Consider the following 18,836-nt stretch of genomic DNA (forward strand, 5'->3'; position numbering starts at 1 on the left):
GCGCAGAAAATTCCCCGCTTCTGCCGGTGCGCTGACATATCTTTGCTTTAGCAGGCCGCGGCTGGCGTACGATTCAGGCCCGCCAGACGCGAAAGCCATTCTCAGCGCATTCCTGGAGCCGATCGGTCGCACAGACGGAAAAAGTGACTATAGTTAATGGGATAGCTGTTACCTACACGGAGGAAAAGATGACTACACCTAATGAGCCGCATGAAGCCCGTCTTGATGACGATTTAACCCTGTTAACGGAAACGCTTGAAGAGATGTTGAAGTCCTCTGGCGATCCGGCTGACCAGAAGTACATTGAGCTGAAAACCAAAGCTGAGCAGGCCCTGCATGATGTGAAAACACGCGTCAGCAACGCTTCGGACAGCTATTACTACCAGGCGAAGAACGTTGCCTACCGTGCTGATGACTATGTTCACGAAAAACCGTGGCAGGGCATCGGCATCGGCGCCACCGCCGGTTTGATTATCGGTCTGCTGCTGCGCCGATAAGAAAAAAAGCGCCCAATTGGGCGCTTTTTACTGTTTAACAACCTGCTTTCTGGCGTGACCGCCAATCGCCTTATCCGGCCAGCGCCTGCTCGACGCCCGCGCCATACGCGGTATCAACCTGATAAAATAACGCAATCTGGCGCTGCTGAATAAATTCCGGCACCTGGCGCAACTCACCGGCGATACGCTGGAACATCCGCTGACGCTCCGCTTCCCCAATCAGATTAAACAGTGCGCGCGGCTGACTGAAATAGTCTTCATCTTCGCGATGATTCCAGTGATCGGCCGCACCTTCCAGTGACAAAGGCGGCTCACTGAAGTCAGGCTGTTCCTGAAATACGCCAAAGCTGTTGGGTTCATAGGTCGCACCGTTTCCGCTGTTGCCATCAACGCGCATGGCGCCGTCACGGTGATAGTTATGGAACGGGCACTTCGGTGCGTTAACCGGAATTTGATGATGGTTTACGCCTAAACGGTAGCGATGTGCATCACCATACGAGAACAGACGGCCCTGCAGCATGCGGTCAGGGGAGAAGCCGATGCCTGGAACCACGTTGGCCGGGCTCATGGCAACCTGCTCAACCTCGGTAAAATAGTTATCCGGATTGCGGTTCAGCTCAAACTCACCCACTTCAATCAGCGGATAATCCGCGTGCGGCCACACTTTGGTCAGATCGAAAGGGTTGTAAGGGGTAGAGGAGGCTTCACTTTCCGGCATTACCTGCACGTAGAATTTCCAGCGCGGGAAATCGCCACGCTCGATGGATTCAAACAGATCGCGCTGCGAGCTTTCGCGATCCTGACCGATCAACAGTGCTGCTTCATCATCCATCAGGTTAGCGATGCCCTGCTGGCAGCGCATATGGAATTTTACCCAGAAGCGCTCGTGTTGGTCATTGATAAAGCTGTAGGTATGGCTGCCGAAGCCGTGAATGTGGCGATAGCTACGCGGCAGGCCGCGGTCGCTGAAATCGATGGTCAACTGATGTAACGCTTCCGGCAGGTGCGAGAAGAAATCCCATTTGTAGGTTGGGTTACGCAGGTTGGTGCGCGGATCGCGCTTAACCACGTGGTTAAGATCGGGAAACTTCAGCGGATCGCGCAGATAGAATACCGGCGTGTTGTTGCCCACCAGATCCCAGTTGCCTTCTTCGGTATAGAATTTCATCGAGAAGCCGCGAATATCGCGTTCGGCATCGGCGCCGCCGCGCTCACCGGCTACCGTGGAGAAGCGCAGGAACAGTTCGGTCTGTTTGCCCACTTCGGAAAAGATTTTTGCCCGGCTAAAACGGGTGATATCCTGGGTAACGGTAAAGGTGCCGTAAGCGGCAGAGCCTTTGGCATGCATACGGCGCTCAGGGATCACTTCCCGATCAAAATGCGCCAGCTTTTCCAGTAGCCATACATCCTGTAATAACAACGGCCCGCGGCGTCCGGCCGTCATTGAATTATTATTATGAGCAATCGGCGCGCCCGAGGCGCTGGTAAGTCCTTTTTTAGTCATGTCGCTATCTCTCTGCAGGTGAATTAAGGAACGGTCTTTCAGGTTCTGCTATATCCATCGGGATAGCCTATTGTGTTACGAGCAAGCGAAGCATGGCAATCAGGCAGAATCTATTGCTGCTATCTATCAAATAAGGCAAACCGCGCGGTTTTTCTTACGCGTTGGCCTGCCAATATGCGCTGATAAAGGAAATCAAAAGTGATCAGAGTCGAAATGCTCTCAACGGGCGATGAAGTACTGCACGGACAGATTATTGATACCAACGCCGCGTGGCTGGCGGATGTGCTGTTTCAACAGGGTTTACCGATGACCAGCCGTTCAACGGTTGGCGACAGCCTGGAGGCGCTGGTCAGTGCGTTGCAGGAGCGCAGCCAGATTGCTGATGTGCTGATCGTTAATGGCGGACTTGGGCCCACCAGCGACGATTTAAGCTCGCTGGCAGCGGCCACGGCCAGCGGTACCGCACTGGTATTACATGAAGAGTGGCTGCAGAAGATGGAAGCCTGGTTTGCTGGCCGTGGCCGCGTGATGGCCGCCAGTAATCGTAAACAGGCTGAGATCCCGGAAAATGCCGAGCTGGTGGATAACCCGGTCGGCACCGCCTGCGGCTTTGCGCTGCAGCTTAATCGCTGTCTGATGTTTTTCACTCCCGGCGTGCCGTCGGAGTTTAAGGTCATGGTAGAACAGCAGATCGTTCCACGCCTGAAAAGCCGCTTTGAGCTGCCGGAGCCGCCGATCTGCCTGCGCCTGACAACGTTTGGCCGCGGTGAAAGCGATCTGGCCGCTGAGCTGGAAGGCATTGCGCTGCCGGAAGGCGTTACCATGGGCTATCGCTCATCCATGCCGATCATTGAAATCAAACTTACCGGGCCCGCTGCGCAACGTACGGCAATGGAACAGGCGTGGCAGCAGGTTCGGTTGCAGCTGGCAGAATGCACATTGTATGAGGGAACGGGCGGCCTGCCAGCGTTGTTAGCGCAACAGCTGCATACCCGCGGCTTAACGCTCACTATCAATGAACAATTTACCGCCGGCTTAGTGCACTGGCAGCTCGCCTCGGCTGCGGTGCCACTGCGCGCAGGCAGTATCCAGCCAGCTGGACAAGAGACGCTGACCGAACTGGCCACACGCTGTGCGCAGTTGATCGCAGAAAACAGCGCTGATATCGCGCTGGCAATCGGTAGCCTGCAGGAGAATCAGCTCAGCCTGGCGTTAACCACGCCGGATGGCACCTGGGCACAACGAATCGCTTTTACCAACAGCCGTCATGACACTAAAGCGCGGCAGGAAGTGGTGGCGATGATGGCGGCAAACATGCTGCGTCGCTGGCTGCTGGCAATGGAGGTCAGCACCGGGCACGGTTGGGTGGATGTGGTGGAGTCGTTGAAGGCGTAACACAATGGCGAGATGTAGCAGAGACTACATCTCGATTTCGATATCGCCTTTGGCGGTGCAGCAGCAGGGCAGAATCTCGCCCTCCTGTACAAAAGCCAGCGGCTTAGCGGCATAGCAGACTTCGCCTTTTAACAGGCGGGTGCGGCAGGAGCCGCAGTAGCCTTCACGGCACTGGTATTCCACGCACAGATTGTGCGATTCCAGTGCTGCGAGCAGAGAAGGGTGTTCATCACTGCACTGTAACTGCGCACCGCTGGTGCGCAGGATCACAAGCGAACTGGCCATGCTTACAGCTGGAAGTCGTTGAAGTCGTCTTCGCCCACTTCCGAGTCAATCTGACCCACCAGATACGAGCTGACTTCCACTTCCTGCGGCGCCACCTGCACATTGTCCGAAACTAGCCAGGAGTTAATCCATGGAATCGGATTAGAGCGGGTTTTGAAGGGCAGATCGAGGCCAACCGCTTTCATACGGATGTTGGTGATATATTCAATGTACTGGCAAAGAATATCTTTGTTCAGGCCGATCATTGAGCCGTCGCGGAACAGATATTCTGCCCACTCTTTTTCCTGCTGCGCGGCCAGCGCAAACAGGTCATAACACTGCTGACGACACTCTTCGGCAATGTCTTTCATTTCCGGATCGTCTTCGCCGCTGCGCATCAGGTTGAGCATATGCTGCGTGCCGGTAAGGTGCAGCGCTTCATCACGGGCAATCAGGCGAATGATTTTAGCATTGCCTTCCATCAGTTCACGTTCAGCAAACGCAAACGAGCAGGCGAAGCTGACGTAAAAGCGGATCGCTTCCAGCGCGTTTACGCTCATCAGGCAGATATAGAGCTGCTTTTTCAGCGCGCGCAGGCTGACGGTAACGGTTTTGCCGTTAACCTGATGGGTGCCTTCGCCCAACAGATGCCAGTAATTGGTCATCTCGATCAGGTCGTCGTAGTAACCGGAGATATCTTTCGCACGTGACAGAATCTGTTCGTTGCTGACGATATCGTCAAACACCAACGACGGATCGTTCACGATATTGCGAATGATATGGGTGTAAGAACGCGAGTGAATAGTTTCTGAGAATGCCCAGGTTTCCACCCAAGTTTCCAGCTCCGGAATCGAAATCAGCGGCAGCAGCGCCACGTTCGGGCTACGGCCCTGGATGGAATCGAGCAGCGTTTGATACTTCAGGTTGCTGATGAAAATATGCTTTTCATGTTCCGGCAGGGCTTGATAATCGATGCGGTCGCGTGAGACGTCAACCTCTTCCGGGCGCCAGAAAAAAGAGAGCTGCTTCTCGATCAGCTTTTCAAAAATGTCATATTTTTGCTGGTCGTAACGCGCAACGTTAACCGACTGACCGAAAAACATCGGCTCATCCAGCTGGTTGTTTTTGTTCTGCGAAAAAGTAGTGTAAGCCATAATGAAATATCCAAAGCAAACTGGCCCCGACGGGGAAGAGCAGGGACGACACGGGCCGCCCCCAGCCTAAAATCAGATCTTGCAGGCGCCGCTTTCGCAACCATCGTCCTGCACAGAAGGCGCCATATCATCCTGCGCATCTTCCGCACCGTCGCGGGTGTTCTGGTAATAAAGGGTTTTCACGCCAAATTTATAGGCGGTCAACAGGTCTTTCAGCAGCTGCTTCATCGGCACGCGGCCATTGGCAAAGCGCGTTGGATCGTAGTTAGTGTTCGACGAGATCGCCTGATCGATGAACTTCTGCATCAGGCCAACCAGCTGTAAATAACCGTCGTTGTTTGGCATGTCCCACAGCAATTCATACTGATCTTTCAGGCGCTCGTACTCCGGCACAACCTGACGCAGGATGCCATCTTTCGACGCTTTGATACTGATGTGACCGCGCGGTGGTTCAATGCCGTTAGTCGCGTTGGAGATCTGCGACGAGGTTTCAGACGGCATCAGCGCAGAAAGCGTGGAGTTGCGCAGACCGTGAGCCTTCACTGATTCACGCAGGCCGTCCCAGTCGAGGTGCAGCGGCTCGTTGCAAATCGCATCCAGATCTTTCTTGTAGGTGTCGATCGGCATAATGCCCTGCGCGTAAGTGGTTTCGTTGAACCACGGGCAGGCACCTTGCTCTTTCGCCAGCTCATTTGACGCCTTCAGCAGATAAAACTGAATGGCTTCAAAGGTTTTGTGCGTCAGCGCGTTGGCGCTGCCGTCAGAGTAACGCACGCCATTTTTGGCCAGATAGTAGGCGTAGTTGATGACGCCGATACCCAGCGTACGGCGGCCCATTGCGCCACGCTGTGCCGCAGGAATGGGGTAATCCTGATAATCCAGCAGGGCATCCAGCGCACGCACCGCGAGGGTCGCTAACTCTTCCAGATCGTCGAGGCTCTCAATCGCGCCAAGGTTAAAGGCAGAGAGCGTACAGAGCGCAATCTCGCCATTCTCATCGTTCACATCCAGCAGCGGTTTGGTCGGCAGGGCGATTTCCAGGCACAGGTTAGACTGGCGCACTGGCGCGATAGCAGGATCAAACGGGCTGTGGGTGTTGCAGTGATCGACGTTCTGAATGTAGATACGTCCGGTGGACGCACGTTCCTGCATCATCAGTGAGAAGAGATCCACGGCGCGAACGCGCTGCTTACGGATGCTCTCATCCTTCTCATATTTGCAGTAAAGGCGCTCAAACTCATCCTGATCGGCGAAGAACGCGTCATACAGGCCTGGCACATCTGATGGGCTGAACAGCGTGATATCTTCGCCCTTAAGCAGGCGCTGATACATCAGCTTGTTGATCTGTACACCGTAATCCATGTGACGCACGCGGTTACCTTCAACGCCGCGGTTGTTCTTCAGCACCAGCAGGCTTTCCACTTCCAGGTGCCACATTGGGTAGAACAGCGTGGCCGCACCGCCGCGCACGCCGCCTTGTGAGCACGACTTAACCGCGGTCTGAAAATGCTTATAGAACGGAATACAGCCGGTGTGAAACGCTTCACCGCCGCGAATCGGGCTGCCCAGCGCACGAATGCGGCCAGCGTTGATGCCGATACCGGCGCGTTGTGACACATATTTCACAATGGCGCTGGAGGTGGCGTTGATCGAATCAAGGCTGTCGCCACATTCAATCAGCACACACGAGCTGAACTGACGCGTTGGCGTACGCACACCGGACATGATCGGCGTCGGCAGCGAGATCTTAAAGGTCGAAATGGCGTCATAAAAACGCTTGATATAATCAAGGCGCGTTTCACGCGGATAGGCGGAGAACAGGCATGCCGCGACCAGCATATAGAGGAACTGCGCACTTTCGTAAATCTCACCGCTTACGCGGTTCTGCACCAGGTATTTACCTTCCAGCTGTTTAACCGCGGCGTAGGAGAAGTTCATATCGCGCCAGTGGTCGATAAAGCCGTCCATCTGCTCGAACTCTTCCACGCTGTAATCTTCCAGCAGATGGCGATCGTATTTACCCATCTCGATCATGCGCACGACCTGATCGTACAGTTTTGGCGGCTCGAACTGGCCGTAAGCTTTTTTACGCAGGTGGAAAATCGCCAGGCGCGCGGCGAGATATTGATAATCGGGCGCGTCGCGTGAGATTAAATCAGCAGCGGCTTTGATAATAGTTTCATGGATATCAGACGTTTTGATGCCGTCGTAAAACTGGATGTGTGAACGCAGCTCGACCTGAGAGACAGAAACGTTGTTCAGACCTTCGGCCGCCCAGTCGAGTACCCGGTGGATTTTATCGAGATTAATGCGCTCCTGGCTGCCATCGCGTTTAGTGACGAGAAGACTCTGATTCATGTCGCGTTTTACCTGTCCGTGAATATCGGTGTGTGAGTGATATCCCCGGTTTATACACAGAGTTATGCCATGTGGGTAACTTGTGGATAAACACAATATATTGGGGTTTTGAACTAAAAGAATACTAGATGAGGTGTATTGTAGTGAGAATTGCTGAAGGTACAAGCGTGAAAACATCGTGTTTGGGGCTTGCTTTTTAGTGGAAATTTCCTAAGTCCGCATCCGCTAAGGCCCAACACGCTGTCAACCGTTTCCGTGCGTTTTGAAAATTTTTTTCAGCTGCTGCTTTTTTAAATCACGCTGCTTTTTTTAACGGCAACTGGTTCAGTTTAAGTCGTTTTTTGCGCGCGGTGCGTCTGAATGTTTTGATGAAAAAATGGCCGATTAGAGGAAGCAGAGCGCGAAGAAATCAGTTGGCTGACTTATCAATTAACCCGCTGGCAGTCAGGCGAACAGAACGTGTGCACCGGGCTTCAATTAAGATAAATCTTAGGTGGGCGGCACCGTTGCCGCCCATCAACATCATTTCGCTACGGCGTGGGTATGCACCATATAGTTCACGTCAACGTTGCCGCCGAGGCGGAACTTGTTGGTCAGCGGATTGTAATGCAGGCCGATGATATTACGCTCGCGCAACGAGGTTTCGTCGACCCAGGCCAGCAGTTCTGCCGGACGGATAAACTTCTTCACGTCGTGCGTACCGCGCGGCACCATGCGCAGCACATACTCTGCGCCGACAATCGCCATCAGCCAGGCTTTGCTGTTGCGGTTAAGCGTGGAGAAGAACACTTCGCCGCCGGGTTTAACCAGCCGGGCGCAGGCGTGAACCACTGAACGTGGGTCTGGTACGTGCTCCAGCATCTCCATGCAGGTCACTACGTCGTAGGTGCCGGCAAACTCATCGGCGTGCGCTTCTACCGTCTGCTGGACATAATCGATTTTTACCCCGCTCTCCAGCGCGTGCAGCCGGGCAATTTGCAGTGGCTCTGCGCCCATATCCAGGCCGGTCACCTCCGCGCCTTCGCGCGCCATGCTTTCTGCCAGAATGCCGCCACCGCAGCCGACATCAAGGATTTTTTTGCCGAACAGGCCGTTGCTGTGCTGCGCGATATAACCGAGGCGCAGTGGGTTGATGCGGTGCAGCGGTTTGAACTCGCCTTCCAGATCCCACCAGCGCGCAGCGACCGCTTCAAATTTGGCAATTTCGCCCTGATCAACATTCGCTTGTGGTTGTGCATTCATAAGAAAAGACTCCTGCCAAAATTTTCCTGAGTATACCCGTTTCCACCCTTGAGGGTCACGGCAGAGTTTGCGCGATAAGTGTAGGTGAAACGTCGCTTTCCGTTCACCGGATGATTGCAGTGTGATATACTTTCGCACCTTTGAATCCGGGCATAATGTAGAGGGATAGCGGCTCCATGAGCGACCTTGCAAGAGAAATTACACCGGTCAATATTGAGGAAGAATTAAAGAATTCTTACCTTGATTACGCCATGTCGGTCATCGTTGGCCGTGCCTTACCTGATGTTCGCGATGGCCTGAAGCCTGTGCATCGCCGCGTACTTTATGCGATGAGTGAACTCGGTAACGACTGGAACAAACCTTATAAAAAATCCGCCCGTGTGGTCGGCGACGTCATTGGTAAATATCACCCGCACGGTGACTCTGCGGTGTACGATACGATTGTTCGTATGGCGCAGCCGTTTTCGCTGCGTTATATGCTGGTAGATGGTCAGGGTAACTTCGGTTCGATTGATGGCGACTCCGCTGCTGCCATGCGTTATACCGAAGTGCGCATGTCCAAAATTGCTCACGAACTGCTCGCGGATCTCGAAAAAGAGACCGTGGACTTTGTGCCGAACTACGACGGCAATGAGCAAATCCCGGAAGTGCTGCCCACCAAAATTCCTAACCTGTTGGTGAATGGCTCCTCGGGTATTGCCGTGGGTATGGCGACCAACATTCCGCCGCACAACATCACCGAAGTGATCAACGGCTGCCTGGCCTTTATTGAAGATGAAGATATCAGCCTTGAAGCGCTGATGGAGCACATCCCAGGGCCAGATTTCCCAACGGCAGCGATCATCAATGGCCGTCGCGGTATCGAAGAAGCCTATCGCACCGGACGCGGCAAGATTTACATCCGCGCCCGTGGCGAAGTGGAAACCGACGCTAAAACTGGCCGTGAAACCATCATCATTCACGAAATCCCTTATCAGGTGAACAAAGCGCGCCTGATTGAGAAGATTGCCGAGCTGGTGAAAGAGAAGCGTGTCGAAGGGATCAGCGCACTGCGCGATGAGTCCGATAAAGACGGCATGCGCATCGTGATTGAGATTAAACGCGATGCGGTGGGCGAAGTTGTGCTCAACAACCTCTATTCACTGACCCAGCTGCAGACCTCTTTCGGCATCAACATGGTGGCGCTGCATCAGGGCCAGCCGAAGATCATGACGCTGAAGGGTATTCTGGAAGCCTTTGTGCGCCATCGTCGTGAAGTGGTGACGCGTCGTACTATTTTTGAACTGCGTAAAGCCCGCGACCGTGCGCACATCCTTGAAGGTCTGGCGATCGCGCTGGCGAACATCGACCCGGTTATCGAGCTGATTCGCCGTGCACCAAACCCAGCGGAAGCGAAAGCAGGGCTGATTGCTCACTCCTGGCAGCTGGGCCACGTGGCTGCGATGCTGGAACGTGCCGGTGACAACGCAGCGCGCCCGGAATGGCTGGAAGAGCAGTTCGGCATTCGCAACGGCGAATACTTCCTGACCGAACAGCAGGCGCAGGCGATTCTCGATTTACGTCTGCAAAAGCTGACCGGTCTTGAGCACGAGAAGCTGCTGGATGAGTACAAAGAGCTGCTGGGGCAGATTGCGGAGCTGATCTACATTCTGGAAAATGCTGACCGCCTGATGGAAGTGATCCGTGAAGAGCTGGAAGCGATGCGTGACGCCTTTGGCGATCAGCGTCGTACCGAAATCACGGCGAACACCGCAGACATCAACATCGAAGACTTGATCAATCAGGAAGATGTGGTGGTTACGCTGTCGCATCAGGGCTACGTGAAGTACCAGCCGCTGACCGATTACGAAGCGCAACGTCGTGGCGGTAAAGGTAAATCAGCGGCGCGTATCAAAGAAGAAGACTTCATCGATCGCCTGTTGGTCGCCAACACGCACGACACCATTCTTTGCTTCTCCAGCCGTGGCCGTCTTTATTGGATGAAGGTTTATCAGCTGCCAGAAGCGAGCCGTGGCGCGCGTGGACGTCCTATCGTCAACCTGCTGCCGCTGGAGCCGAACGAGCGCATCACCGCGATTCTGCCAGTGCGCGAGTATGCCGAAGGGGTGAATATCTTTATGGCCACCGCCAGCGGTACCGTGAAGAAAACCACCCTGACCGAGTTCAGTCGTCCACGCAGCGCCGGCATCATTGCGGTTAACCTGCGCGAAGATGACGAGCTGATTGGCGTGGCGCTCACCGACGGCAGCAACGAGGCGATGCTGTTCTCTGCTGCCGGTAAAGTGGTGCGTTTCTCCGAGCAGGCCGTGCGCACCATGGGCCGTACGGCTTCGGGCGTCCGCGGTATCAAGTTGGCCGAAGGCGATCGCGTGGTGTCACTGATTGTGCCGCGTGAAGAGGGCGCCATCATGACCGTAACGCAAAATGGTTACGGGAAGCGCACCGCCACCGACGAGTACCCGACCAAATCACGCGCCACGCAGGGTGTGATTTCGATCAAAGTCACCGATCGTAACGGCCCGGTTATCGGCGCGGTACAGGTGGTGGATGGCGATCAAATCATGATGATCACCGACGCAGGTACGCTGGTGCGTACGCGCGTTTCCGAGGTGAGCGTGGTGGGTCGAAATACGCAGGGCGTGATCCTGATCCGTACGGCGGAAGATGAAAATGTTGTCGGCTTGCAGCGCGTCGCGGAGCCCGTTTCTGAAGAGGAACTGGATACCATCGACGGCAGCGTAGCGGAAGGTGAAGAAGAGATCGCGCCAGAAGTGGAAAGCGATGACGAAGCACCAGAAAGCGACGACGAGTAATCGGCTTGTCCCGTTGAAAAAAGGCCGGCTTGCCCGGCCTTTTTTACGTCTGTTATCCACGTAAAGCCGCTGGCAAACTGGCTTTTTGCTGGCGCTAACGGTAGTGTAACCGCATTGCATTTTACCCAGGCCAACCCAGCGGATTTCCCTTGAGATACCTCGTTTCCTTTCGTACAACGCTGCGCATTTCCCGCTATCTGTTCCGGGCGCTGGCGCTATTGCTCTGGCTGCTTGGCGCGCTGCTAACTACATTTTTCCTGATCAGCGTCGTGCACGAAAAAGAGTCGCAGGTTCGACAGGAGTTCAACGTCAACTATGGCCAGGCGCAGTGGTATGTTCGCCACTCCGCCGACGTTATGCGTCAGCTTAAATACATTGCTGAAAACCGGCTGAACGCCTCCTCCAGCGGCGTCGATGTACTTAACGGTCTGGTGCCGGGGAAAAGCGTGCCGCGTTATTCGCCGCTGTTTGCCAACGCAGATTGTTCCTCGATGAGCCGTACCTGGCGCAATTCGCTCGGTTCACTTAGCTATTTTATCAACTACTGGAAAAACAACTTTGCTTCTGCCTACGAGCTGAACCGGGTATTTTTTATCGGTGGCGATAGCCAGTGCCTGGCAGATTTTGATATCAGCAGCGGCAATGTCGACCGCGAGCGGGCGCTGAAAACACTGCGTGAACACGTGCTGCGCTATCGCAACGGTAATGATGATGAGCGCCGCGACAGCAGCTGGTGGATCACGCCCGGCGCGCAACCGGGCACCGGCAATTTCTATATGATGACGCCAGTGTACGTCGCCAACAAACTGGAAGCGCTGCTGGGCATTGAGCAAAACATTCGCCTGGAAGAGTTTATGGCACCGGGCAGCCTGCCGATGACCACCACGCTGATCAACGAAGAGAACCGGCCGCTAATTACCTCCCAGCGCGGCAATCCGGGGTTTAATTTCGGCGAACTGCCCGACGATAAAATCTGGTTTGGCTATCTCAACAGCTACAAGCAGCTGGCGCTGAAAAAAGCACTGGCACCTTCCAGTCTGAGCATTGTCTATTCGGTGCCGACCGCGGTGCTGATGGATCGCATGAAAATCATGCTGATTAACGCGCTGCTGCTGAACATCCTCAGCGCACTGGTGCTGTTTACGCTCGCCTGGCTGTTTGAGCGGCGCATGTTTTTACCTGCGGAAGAGAACGCGCACCGGCTGGAAGAGCACGAGCAGTTCAACCGTAAAATCGTCGCCTCGGCACCGGTGGGCATCTGTATTCTGCGTACCAGCGACGGCACCAACCTTCTCAGCAACGAACTGGCGCACAATTATCTGACGCTGCTCACTCAGGAAGATCGGCAACGGTTAACCGAGATCATCTGCGGCCAGCAGGTGAACTTTGTCGATGTATTGACTGGCACCAACACCAACCTGCAAATCAGCTTTGTTCACTCACGCTACCGCAACGAAAATGTGGCGATCTGCGTGCTGGTCGATGTCAGCACCCGCGTGAAGATGGAACAGTCGTTGCAGGAGATGGCGCAGGCGGCCGAGCAGGCCAGCCAGTCGAAGTCGATGTTCCTTGCCACCGTCAGCCATGAACTGCGTACGCCGTTGTACGGCATTATCGGCAACCTCGATCTGCTGCAAACGCGTCAGCTACCGAAAGGCGTCGATTCGCTGGTAACGGCGATGACCAACTCATCCAGCCTGCTGCTGAAAATCATCAGTGACATTCTCGACTTCTCAAAAATCGAGTCGGAACAGCTGAAGATTGAGCCGCGCGAGTTCTCACCGCGTGAAGTGATTACCCATATCACCTCTAACTATCTGTCGCTGGTGGTGAAAAAGCGGCTGGCGCTGTACTGCTTTATTGAAAACGATGTGCCGCTGGCGCTGGATGGCGATCCGCTGCGCCTGCAACAGGTCATCTCCAACCTGCTGAACAACGCCATCAAGTTTACCCATACCGGCTGCATCATCCTGCACGCCTATGTTAAAGATGGCTATCTTGCTTTCCGCGTCCGTGATACCGGCGTCGGCATTCCGGCCAAAGAGATCACCCGCCTGTTTGATCCTTTCTTCCAGGTCGGCACCGGCGTCCAGCGCAATTTTCAGGGCACCGGCCTTGGTCTCGCCATCTGCGAGAAATTGATCAACATGATGGATGGCGATATCGAAGTGGAGTCGGAACCGGGCATGGGCAGCCAGTTCATCGTGCGCATTCCAATGTATAACAGCCAGGGTGTGACGCCGCCGCTGCTCGACGGGCTACAGGACAAACCGATCTGGCTGGAGATGCACAACGATTATCTGGCCAGCTTCCTGTGCGATCTGCTGCGCGGTCAGGGTCTGACGGTGAACCGCCTGGAGAAAGCGCGCTGCCAACCGGACGATGTGGTGCTGACCGATTACGCCTTCGAGCCGGAAGATCCGGTGCGCGCCGTGGTGCTCTTCTGTCCACGTCACATCGATATGCCACGCGAAACCATACCGGGGCGCTGGATCTGCAGCACCACCACGTTGCATGAGCTGCCCGCGCTGCTGGGGCGCATCTATCGCGTGCCGGTCGAGCTGGCAGCGGGCGCCAGCCTGCCGCTGGCGGAGACGCTGAGCCAGAACAACGACGACATCATGATTCTGGTGGTGGACGATCATCCGATCAACCGCATGCTACTGTCAGAGCAGCTCGGCTCACTCGGTTATCAGGTCAAGACCGCGCAGGATGGCATCGATGCGCTGAATGTAATTGGTCGCAGCGAGATCGACATTGTGCTCAGCGATGTCAACATGCCTAATATGGACGGCTACCGTTTGACCGAGCGCCTGCGTGAACTGGGCCATCGCTTTCCGGTGGTCGGCGTCACCGCCAATGCGCTGGCCGAAGAGAAGCAGCGCTGTATGGAAGCGGGCATGGATGATTGCCTGTCAAAACCGGTCACGCTCGATGTGCTGAAAAAGACGCTGGGTTTTTACGCCGAGCGGGTGAGGAAAAGTCGCGAGGAGTAAGCGACACGCAGGCAATAAAAAAGGCGACATCACTGTCGCCTTTTGTTTGCCGCTAAGGGCAGATTACTCTTTGTCTGCGGCTGGCGTGGTGCTGACCGACGACAGGTAGTTGAGCAGGGCGATATCGTTATCAACGCCCAGCTTCATCATGGCCGATTTCTTCTGGCTACTGATGGTCTTGATACTGCGGTTCAGCTTTTTGGCAATTTCCGTTACCAGGAAACCTTCGGCAAACAGGCGCAGCACTTCGCTCTCTTTTGGCGAGAGACGCTTGTCGCCGTAGCCACCTGCGCTGATCCTTTCCAGCAGTTTCGCCACGCTGTCCGGCGTGTACTTTTTGCCTTTCTGCAGGGCGGCCAGGGCTTTAGGCAGGTCGGTTGGTGCGCCCTGTTTCAGCACGATGCCTTCGATATCGAGATCCAGCACGGCGCTAAGAATTGCCGGGTTGTTGTTCATGGTCAGAACAATAATGCTGAGGTCGGGATAGTGGCGCTTGATATATTTAATCAGCGTAATGCCATCACCGTATTTTTCGCCTGGCATCGACAAATCGGTGATCAGTACATTGGCGTTAAGCTTGGACAAACTGTTAATCAGTGCTGTTGAGTCTTCAAACTCACCTACAACGTTGACCCATTCAATCTGTTCCAGTGATTTACGAATGCCAAACAGAACGATTGGATGGTCATCGGCAATAATTACATTCAAATTATTCATCTTATTGGTTACCTTGCTGCAGCAGTTGATTGACATAGGCGTCAATATTACTGGTGGTATTTTTAATGTTTGAATCGTCACACTTTTTAATGTGTTCTTCTAACGTTTCACATAGCTGCTTGCCTGGGACCAGATTGAGCATGGCAAACACGCCTTTCAGGCGATGCGCTGTCTGAGCAAGCGAACTGTAGTCATTGTCCGCTGACTCAGTATACAATCTCTTGACATCAACCGGTACTGTCTCGACAAATAGCTGGTAGTAACCACCGCCAAGCAGCGGCGTTAACTCTTCTTGCTCCGGCTCCTCTTCAACCTCGCCCTGTGACAGCTGCTGTTCAATCAGCGTTAACAGTGCATCCTGCAAGGCGCCACTGAGGTTAAAGTTCACCCGGTACTGATTATCAGACAGGCGCTGATAACCCTGTTCATAGCCATCAAGCAACAGCGACCATGGCACCAGCTTTGTCGGATCGTCGGTGATTAACACGTCGTGATCCTGACCGGAAAACCGTTCATCGGGCGTAATACAGTTGGCACCCCAGTTTTCCAGCTGATGACACACAATCTTGCGCACATCATCGACGGCAATTTCAATCAGCGCATTCACGCCTTCGAGCAGTTTCTCTTCCTGCTGCTGCTGGTGTTCCAGCGGCAGGTTGAAATGCATGGTGTAGCGGCTGCCAATCTCCTCTTTTGCCACGATCTCCAGATGGCCGCCCAGCTGTTTACTGAGTTGCTTACAGAGAAAGAAGGCGAGCCCGGACGCCTGACCGAAGCGGTCCTGCGCGGTTTCGCCGAGGAAAGGAAAATCAGCGTTGCCCAGTTCATCTTTGCTTAGTCCGGCACCGGTATCCACCAGCGTCATGGTTAAGCGATCGGGGCGCGCCTCGGGAGACTCAACGTTGAGCGTGATTTTCCCCCAGTTGGTGGTGGTCAGCGAATAGTGCATCAGCGTGGCCAGCACTTTGCGGATCGAACGACGATCGCCGAAGCGCACTTCATCGCTGTTGAGATGGTTGTTCACCAGCAGCGTTAAGCCTTTACGACGAACCTGCGGCAGCAATTCAAGGGTAATCTCGTCCAGCAGCGCCTGCAAATTGAATGAGGTAGCATCCGGCAACCAGTCATGGGTTTCCAAACGATTCAGCAGCACGATATCGTCCACTAAACGGGCCAGCGCCTGATTTTCCTCAACCACTTCCTGCAGCGCATTGTCCTGACGGGTCTGGTTCAGCTCTTCCAGTTTGCTGGCTACCCGCTCCAGCGGCTGATTCAGCGCGTGGCCCAGGTTAAGCAGCAGCTGCTGACGCATCTGATGATTGCGATCCAGCACCACCTGCGCCTTCTGCAGTTTCTTATTCACCAGCAACTCGCGATCCTGATCGCGCATCAGGAAAAGCTGCGTATTGGGCGAATAGACGCTGCGCGCATGGCGAATCTCATACACTTCATTATTCACCGTGGCCTGCAACACGCCCTGATGCTGATCGGACATATTGATAATCTTTTGCAGATTAAGGTGCGGCAGCAAATGCTCAGCGATTTTATTGCTGATAATGGTGCGATTGCTGGCAAAGTCATAAACCAGCAGGCCCACCGGCAGGCTGGCGACGATCTCTTCATTCAGCACGCGCAGGGAATCGAGTTCGGCGGTTTGATTCTCGCTGGGACGCAGCGACTGCTGGCGCAGCAGAAACAGGCCCGCTAGCGACAGCAGCATTAGCAAGAAGCTGGCCAGCAGTGGCCAAAGCAAATTATGCAGCGTATCCAGCACCAGGCTGGTCAGCGGAATGCGGTACACCAGTTGCAGCGGCGTGGTGGAGAGCGAGGCGGAAATTTCCAGATTCGGGTTCACCAGCGCAATCTGAGTATTTTGCACATCGCCATCGGAATCGGCGTCGGTGGTGGCGCTGGTGGCGCTGTCCTGACGCAGCTGGAAGTTCTCCAGCGGCATATTGCGCGGTACCAGATCGTTCATCGGCAGATCGAAGGCCACCACGGTGGCGAGATGTCCCGGCTGATTAAAGGTGGTGCGCACGGTGAAATAATTGTCATTTTGCCAGGCGAAGCGGCGCAGCGGTGAGAAGCTTTCGCGCTCGTCCAGCGCGTTGGCCTGTTGCAGCATTTCGGCACGTCGGGCGTCGACCAGCGTGGTCACCGCGCTCTCTTTAAAGCGCGTCGCCATATCTTTCAGCGGCAGGGTAGAGACCATGATCAGGCTGTTGTCCTGGCCATTAAGAAAGTACATCGACCAGGTGCCGTTCTCAGCGCCCCACAGCGTATCAAGATAGTTCGACATACGCAGCGTCATATCCAGCGTGCTGCTGTCATGGGAGCCAAAAATCAGCGCTTCGGTTTTACGCCGATTCTTCTCAAGATAGTAAACGTCAGGACGCAGACGCGTCTCCTGCAAGCTTTCTGGCGGCGTGCCCGCGGCGCTGGTGGCAAGATTTTCATAGATTTGCCAGGTGGCAAAACGGTAGGTGTCGATGCGCTTCTGCACCGCATGGGTGATATCAAGCATGGCGTAACGTTTCGCCGTCAGCCATGCGCCCACCGAGTTATGCACCATAAAGCCGATAGTCAGCAACAACAGCAGATTGAAGATCACAAAGAAGCGCGTGATGTTGCCCGACGTGAGCGGAAACTTATATGGCACCATAGCAGTAAGTGACACCTGAAATTAACGTGTAACCAGCCTGGCGCTGGCAGCCACAACCAGCAGCAATAGCGCAATCAGGCTAAATGCAATGCTCAAACTGAGCCACTGGGATATATACCCGATCAAAGCGGGACCTGTGAGAATACCTGTATAGCCGATGGTTGTCATGGCCGAAATCGCCAGGTTTGCTGGCATCGTTTTCTGTGCCCCTACCGCGGTAAACAGCATCGGCACCGTATTGGCCAGGCCAAAGCCCACCAGTAAAAACGCCAGCAGGGCGATTTGCGGCTGTGGCAGCCAGACGGCCAGCGCAATGCCCAGCGCTGCCAGGCAACATCCGCTGACCATCACGCTGTAGCGACTGAAGCGTTTTACGACGCGATCGCCGGTCAGGCGGCCAATAGTCATCGCCACAGAAAAGATGGCGTAGCCGAGTCCGGCCTGCGCCACGGGCAGATCGCGCGTCTGAATCAGCAGAAGTGCGCCCCAGTCCAGTACCGCGCCCTCCGCCAGAAAAAGGATAAAGCAGAGCAGGCCGAGAAACGCCACCCAGCCGCGCGGAATCACAAACAGCGGCGTGTCAGATTGATGAATGCGCTCATTAAGCAGATGCGGCAGGCTAAACACCATCAGCAACAGCAGCATAACAATGATTACGCCAATCGCGGCAACCGGCGTCAGGCCGGCCCACAGCAGCAGGCTCACCGCTCCGGCACCAATAATGCCGCCCAGGCTGTAAAACGCATGGAAACCGGACATCATCGGCCGGTCGGCCTGCTTTTCCACCTCGACTGCCTGAAAATTCATGGCGACATCCAGCGTCCCCAGGCCAGCGCCAAACAAGGCCAGCGCCAGCGCCAGCATCCACGGCGTCGGTAGGATGGCCAGTAAAGGCAGCATCATCATAATCAGCAGGCTGGAACAGAGCATGGTGTTTTTACAGCCGAAACGCGCCACCAGCCAGCCGGTGAGCGGCATGGCAATCAGTGAGCCGGTACCCAGAAACAGCAGCAGCGAACCCAGCGAAGCGTCACTGACACCCAGCCGCTCGCGCGCGAACGGGACCAGCGGCGCCCACGCCGACATGCTGATACCGGCGACCAGGAAAACGGCCCGTGTCGCACGCTGCGTCGCCGCAGTATGGGTATTATTCCGTTTTGCATCTATCAACATTCAGTTATCTCTGACATCAGGGCCATCTGGCGCGCTTTTATACCATAATAGTGACGTTTTA

Annotated in this window: 12 protein-coding genes; 4 read left to right on the top strand and 8 right to left on the bottom strand. The window is 54.9% G+C overall.

Annotated features, from left to right (window positions below; translation table 11 throughout):
- The first annotated feature begins 188 nt into the window (after window positions 1-188).
- A complete protein-coding gene (gene elaB, locus ACJY2L_RS09470) occupies window positions 189-497 on the top strand; it encodes a stress response protein ElaB (RefSeq protein WP_187485655.1) in 309 nt (102 codons plus the stop codon).
- 70 nt (window positions 498-567) lie between these two features.
- On the opposite strand, the gene ACJY2L_RS09475 is transcribed toward elaB, so the two are convergent.
- Window positions 568-2,001, bottom strand: a complete 1,434-nt coding sequence (locus tag ACJY2L_RS09475; protein WP_439212430.1) for a catalase — start codon at window positions 1,999-2,001, stop codon at window positions 568-570.
- Window positions 2,002-2,199: 198 nt separating this feature from the next.
- On the opposite strand from ACJY2L_RS09475, the gene ACJY2L_RS09480 reads away from it, so the two are divergent.
- On the top strand, window positions 2,200-3,396 hold the full coding sequence (locus ACJY2L_RS09480; protein ID WP_439212429.1) for a nicotinamide mononucleotide deamidase-related protein YfaY: 1,197 nt from the start codon (window positions 2,200-2,202) through the stop codon (window positions 3,394-3,396).
- A 24-nt stretch (window positions 3,397-3,420) separates the two neighbouring features.
- On the opposite strand, the gene yfaE is transcribed toward ACJY2L_RS09480, so the two are convergent.
- The 4 genes from yfaE to ubiG all read right to left on the bottom strand — a co-directional run bounded on the left by yfaE (window position 3,421) and on the right by ubiG (window position 8,414).
- Entirely contained in the window at window positions 3,421-3,681 is a 261-nt protein-coding gene (gene yfaE, locus ACJY2L_RS09485; RefSeq protein WP_067432383.1) for a class I ribonucleotide reductase maintenance protein YfaE, read from the bottom strand.
- Window positions 3,682-3,683: 2 nt separating this feature from the next.
- Window positions 3,684-4,814: a class Ia ribonucleoside-diphosphate reductase subunit beta gene (gene nrdB, locus ACJY2L_RS09490; RefSeq protein ID WP_439212428.1), complete on the bottom strand. Its 1,131-nt coding sequence runs from the start codon at window positions 4,812-4,814 to the stop codon at window positions 3,684-3,686.
- 72 nt (window positions 4,815-4,886) lie between these two features.
- A complete protein-coding gene (nrdA, locus tag ACJY2L_RS09495; protein WP_439212427.1) occupies window positions 4,887-7,172 on the bottom strand; it encodes a class 1a ribonucleoside-diphosphate reductase subunit alpha in 2,286 nt (761 codons plus the stop codon).
- A gap of 522 nt (window positions 7,173-7,694) precedes the next feature.
- Entirely contained in the window at window positions 7,695-8,414 is a 720-nt protein-coding gene (ubiG, locus tag ACJY2L_RS09500) for a bifunctional 2-polyprenyl-6-hydroxyphenol methylase/3-demethylubiquinol 3-O-methyltransferase UbiG (protein ID WP_439212426.1), read from the bottom strand.
- Window positions 8,415-8,590: 176 nt separating this feature from the next.
- Here ubiG and gyrA point away from each other — a divergent pair, with 176 nt between their 5' ends.
- Entirely contained in the window at window positions 8,591-11,227 is a 2,637-nt protein-coding gene (gene gyrA / locus ACJY2L_RS09505) for a DNA topoisomerase (ATP-hydrolyzing) subunit A (RefSeq protein ID WP_439212425.1), read from the top strand.
- A 149-nt stretch (window positions 11,228-11,376) separates the two neighbouring features.
- Window positions 11,377-14,223 (top strand): two-component system sensor histidine kinase RcsC, encoded by a 2,847-nt coding sequence (rcsC, locus tag ACJY2L_RS09510; RefSeq protein ID WP_439212424.1) that lies wholly within the window; start codon window positions 11,377-11,379, stop codon window positions 14,221-14,223.
- 63 nt (window positions 14,224-14,286) lie between these two features.
- Here rcsC and rcsB read toward each other — a convergent pair whose 3' ends face one another.
- Genes rcsB through ACJY2L_RS09525 form a run of 3 tightly spaced genes read right to left on the bottom strand, consistent with a single transcriptional unit; the run spans window position 14,287 to window position 18,775 of the window.
- The gene (gene rcsB, locus ACJY2L_RS09515) at window positions 14,287-14,940 is read right to left on the bottom strand and encodes a response regulator transcription factor RcsB (protein ID WP_067432366.1); all 654 of its coding nucleotides are present in this window, start codon (window positions 14,938-14,940) and stop codon (window positions 14,287-14,289) included.
- Window position 14,941: 1 nt separating this feature from the next.
- Window positions 14,942-17,599, bottom strand: a complete 2,658-nt coding sequence (rcsD, locus tag ACJY2L_RS09520; RefSeq protein ID WP_209502202.1) for a phosphotransferase RcsD — start codon at window positions 17,597-17,599, stop codon at window positions 14,942-14,944.
- Window positions 17,600-17,623: 24 nt separating this feature from the next.
- The gene (locus tag ACJY2L_RS09525) at window positions 17,624-18,775 is read right to left on the bottom strand and encodes an MFS transporter (protein ID WP_439212423.1); all 1,152 of its coding nucleotides are present in this window, start codon (window positions 18,773-18,775) and stop codon (window positions 17,624-17,626) included.
- Between the last annotated feature and the right edge of the window lie 61 nt (window positions 18,776-18,836).

This window comes from Duffyella sp. Ts4 (genome assembly GCF_051851875.1).
Classification (GTDB): domain Bacteria; phylum Pseudomonadota; class Gammaproteobacteria; order Enterobacterales; family Enterobacteriaceae; genus Duffyella; species Duffyella gerundensis.

What these genes read in the sequence shown, in the direction of transcription:
- nrdB (WP_439212428.1), bottom strand. Translation starts at nt 4,814, where the DNA reads ATGGCTTACACTACTTTTTCGCAGAACAAAAACAACCAGCTGGATGAG.
- nrdA (WP_439212427.1), bottom strand. Translation starts at nt 7,172, where the DNA reads ATGAATCAGAGTCTTCTCGTCACTAAACGCGATGGCAGCCAGGAGCGC.
- yfaE (WP_067432383.1), bottom strand. Translation starts at nt 3,681, where the DNA reads ATGGCCAGTTCGCTTGTGATCCTGCGCACCAGCGGTGCGCAGTTACAG.
- gyrA (WP_439212425.1), top strand. Translation starts at nt 8,591, where the DNA reads ATGAGCGACCTTGCAAGAGAAATTACACCGGTCAATATTGAGGAAGAA.
- ACJY2L_RS09525 (WP_439212423.1), bottom strand. Translation starts at nt 18,775, where the DNA reads ATGTTGATAGATGCAAAACGGAATAATACCCATACTGCGGCGACGCAG.
- elaB (WP_187485655.1), top strand. Translation starts at nt 189, where the DNA reads ATGACTACACCTAATGAGCCGCATGAAGCCCGTCTTGATGACGATTTA.
- rcsB (WP_067432366.1), bottom strand. Translation starts at nt 14,940, where the DNA reads ATGAATAATTTGAATGTAATTATTGCCGATGACCATCCAATCGTTCTG.
- ubiG (WP_439212426.1), bottom strand. Translation starts at nt 8,414, where the DNA reads ATGAATGCACAACCACAAGCGAATGTTGATCAGGGCGAAATTGCCAAA.
- ACJY2L_RS09475 (WP_439212430.1), bottom strand. Translation starts at nt 2,001, where the DNA reads ATGACTAAAAAAGGACTTACCAGCGCCTCGGGCGCGCCGATTGCTCAT.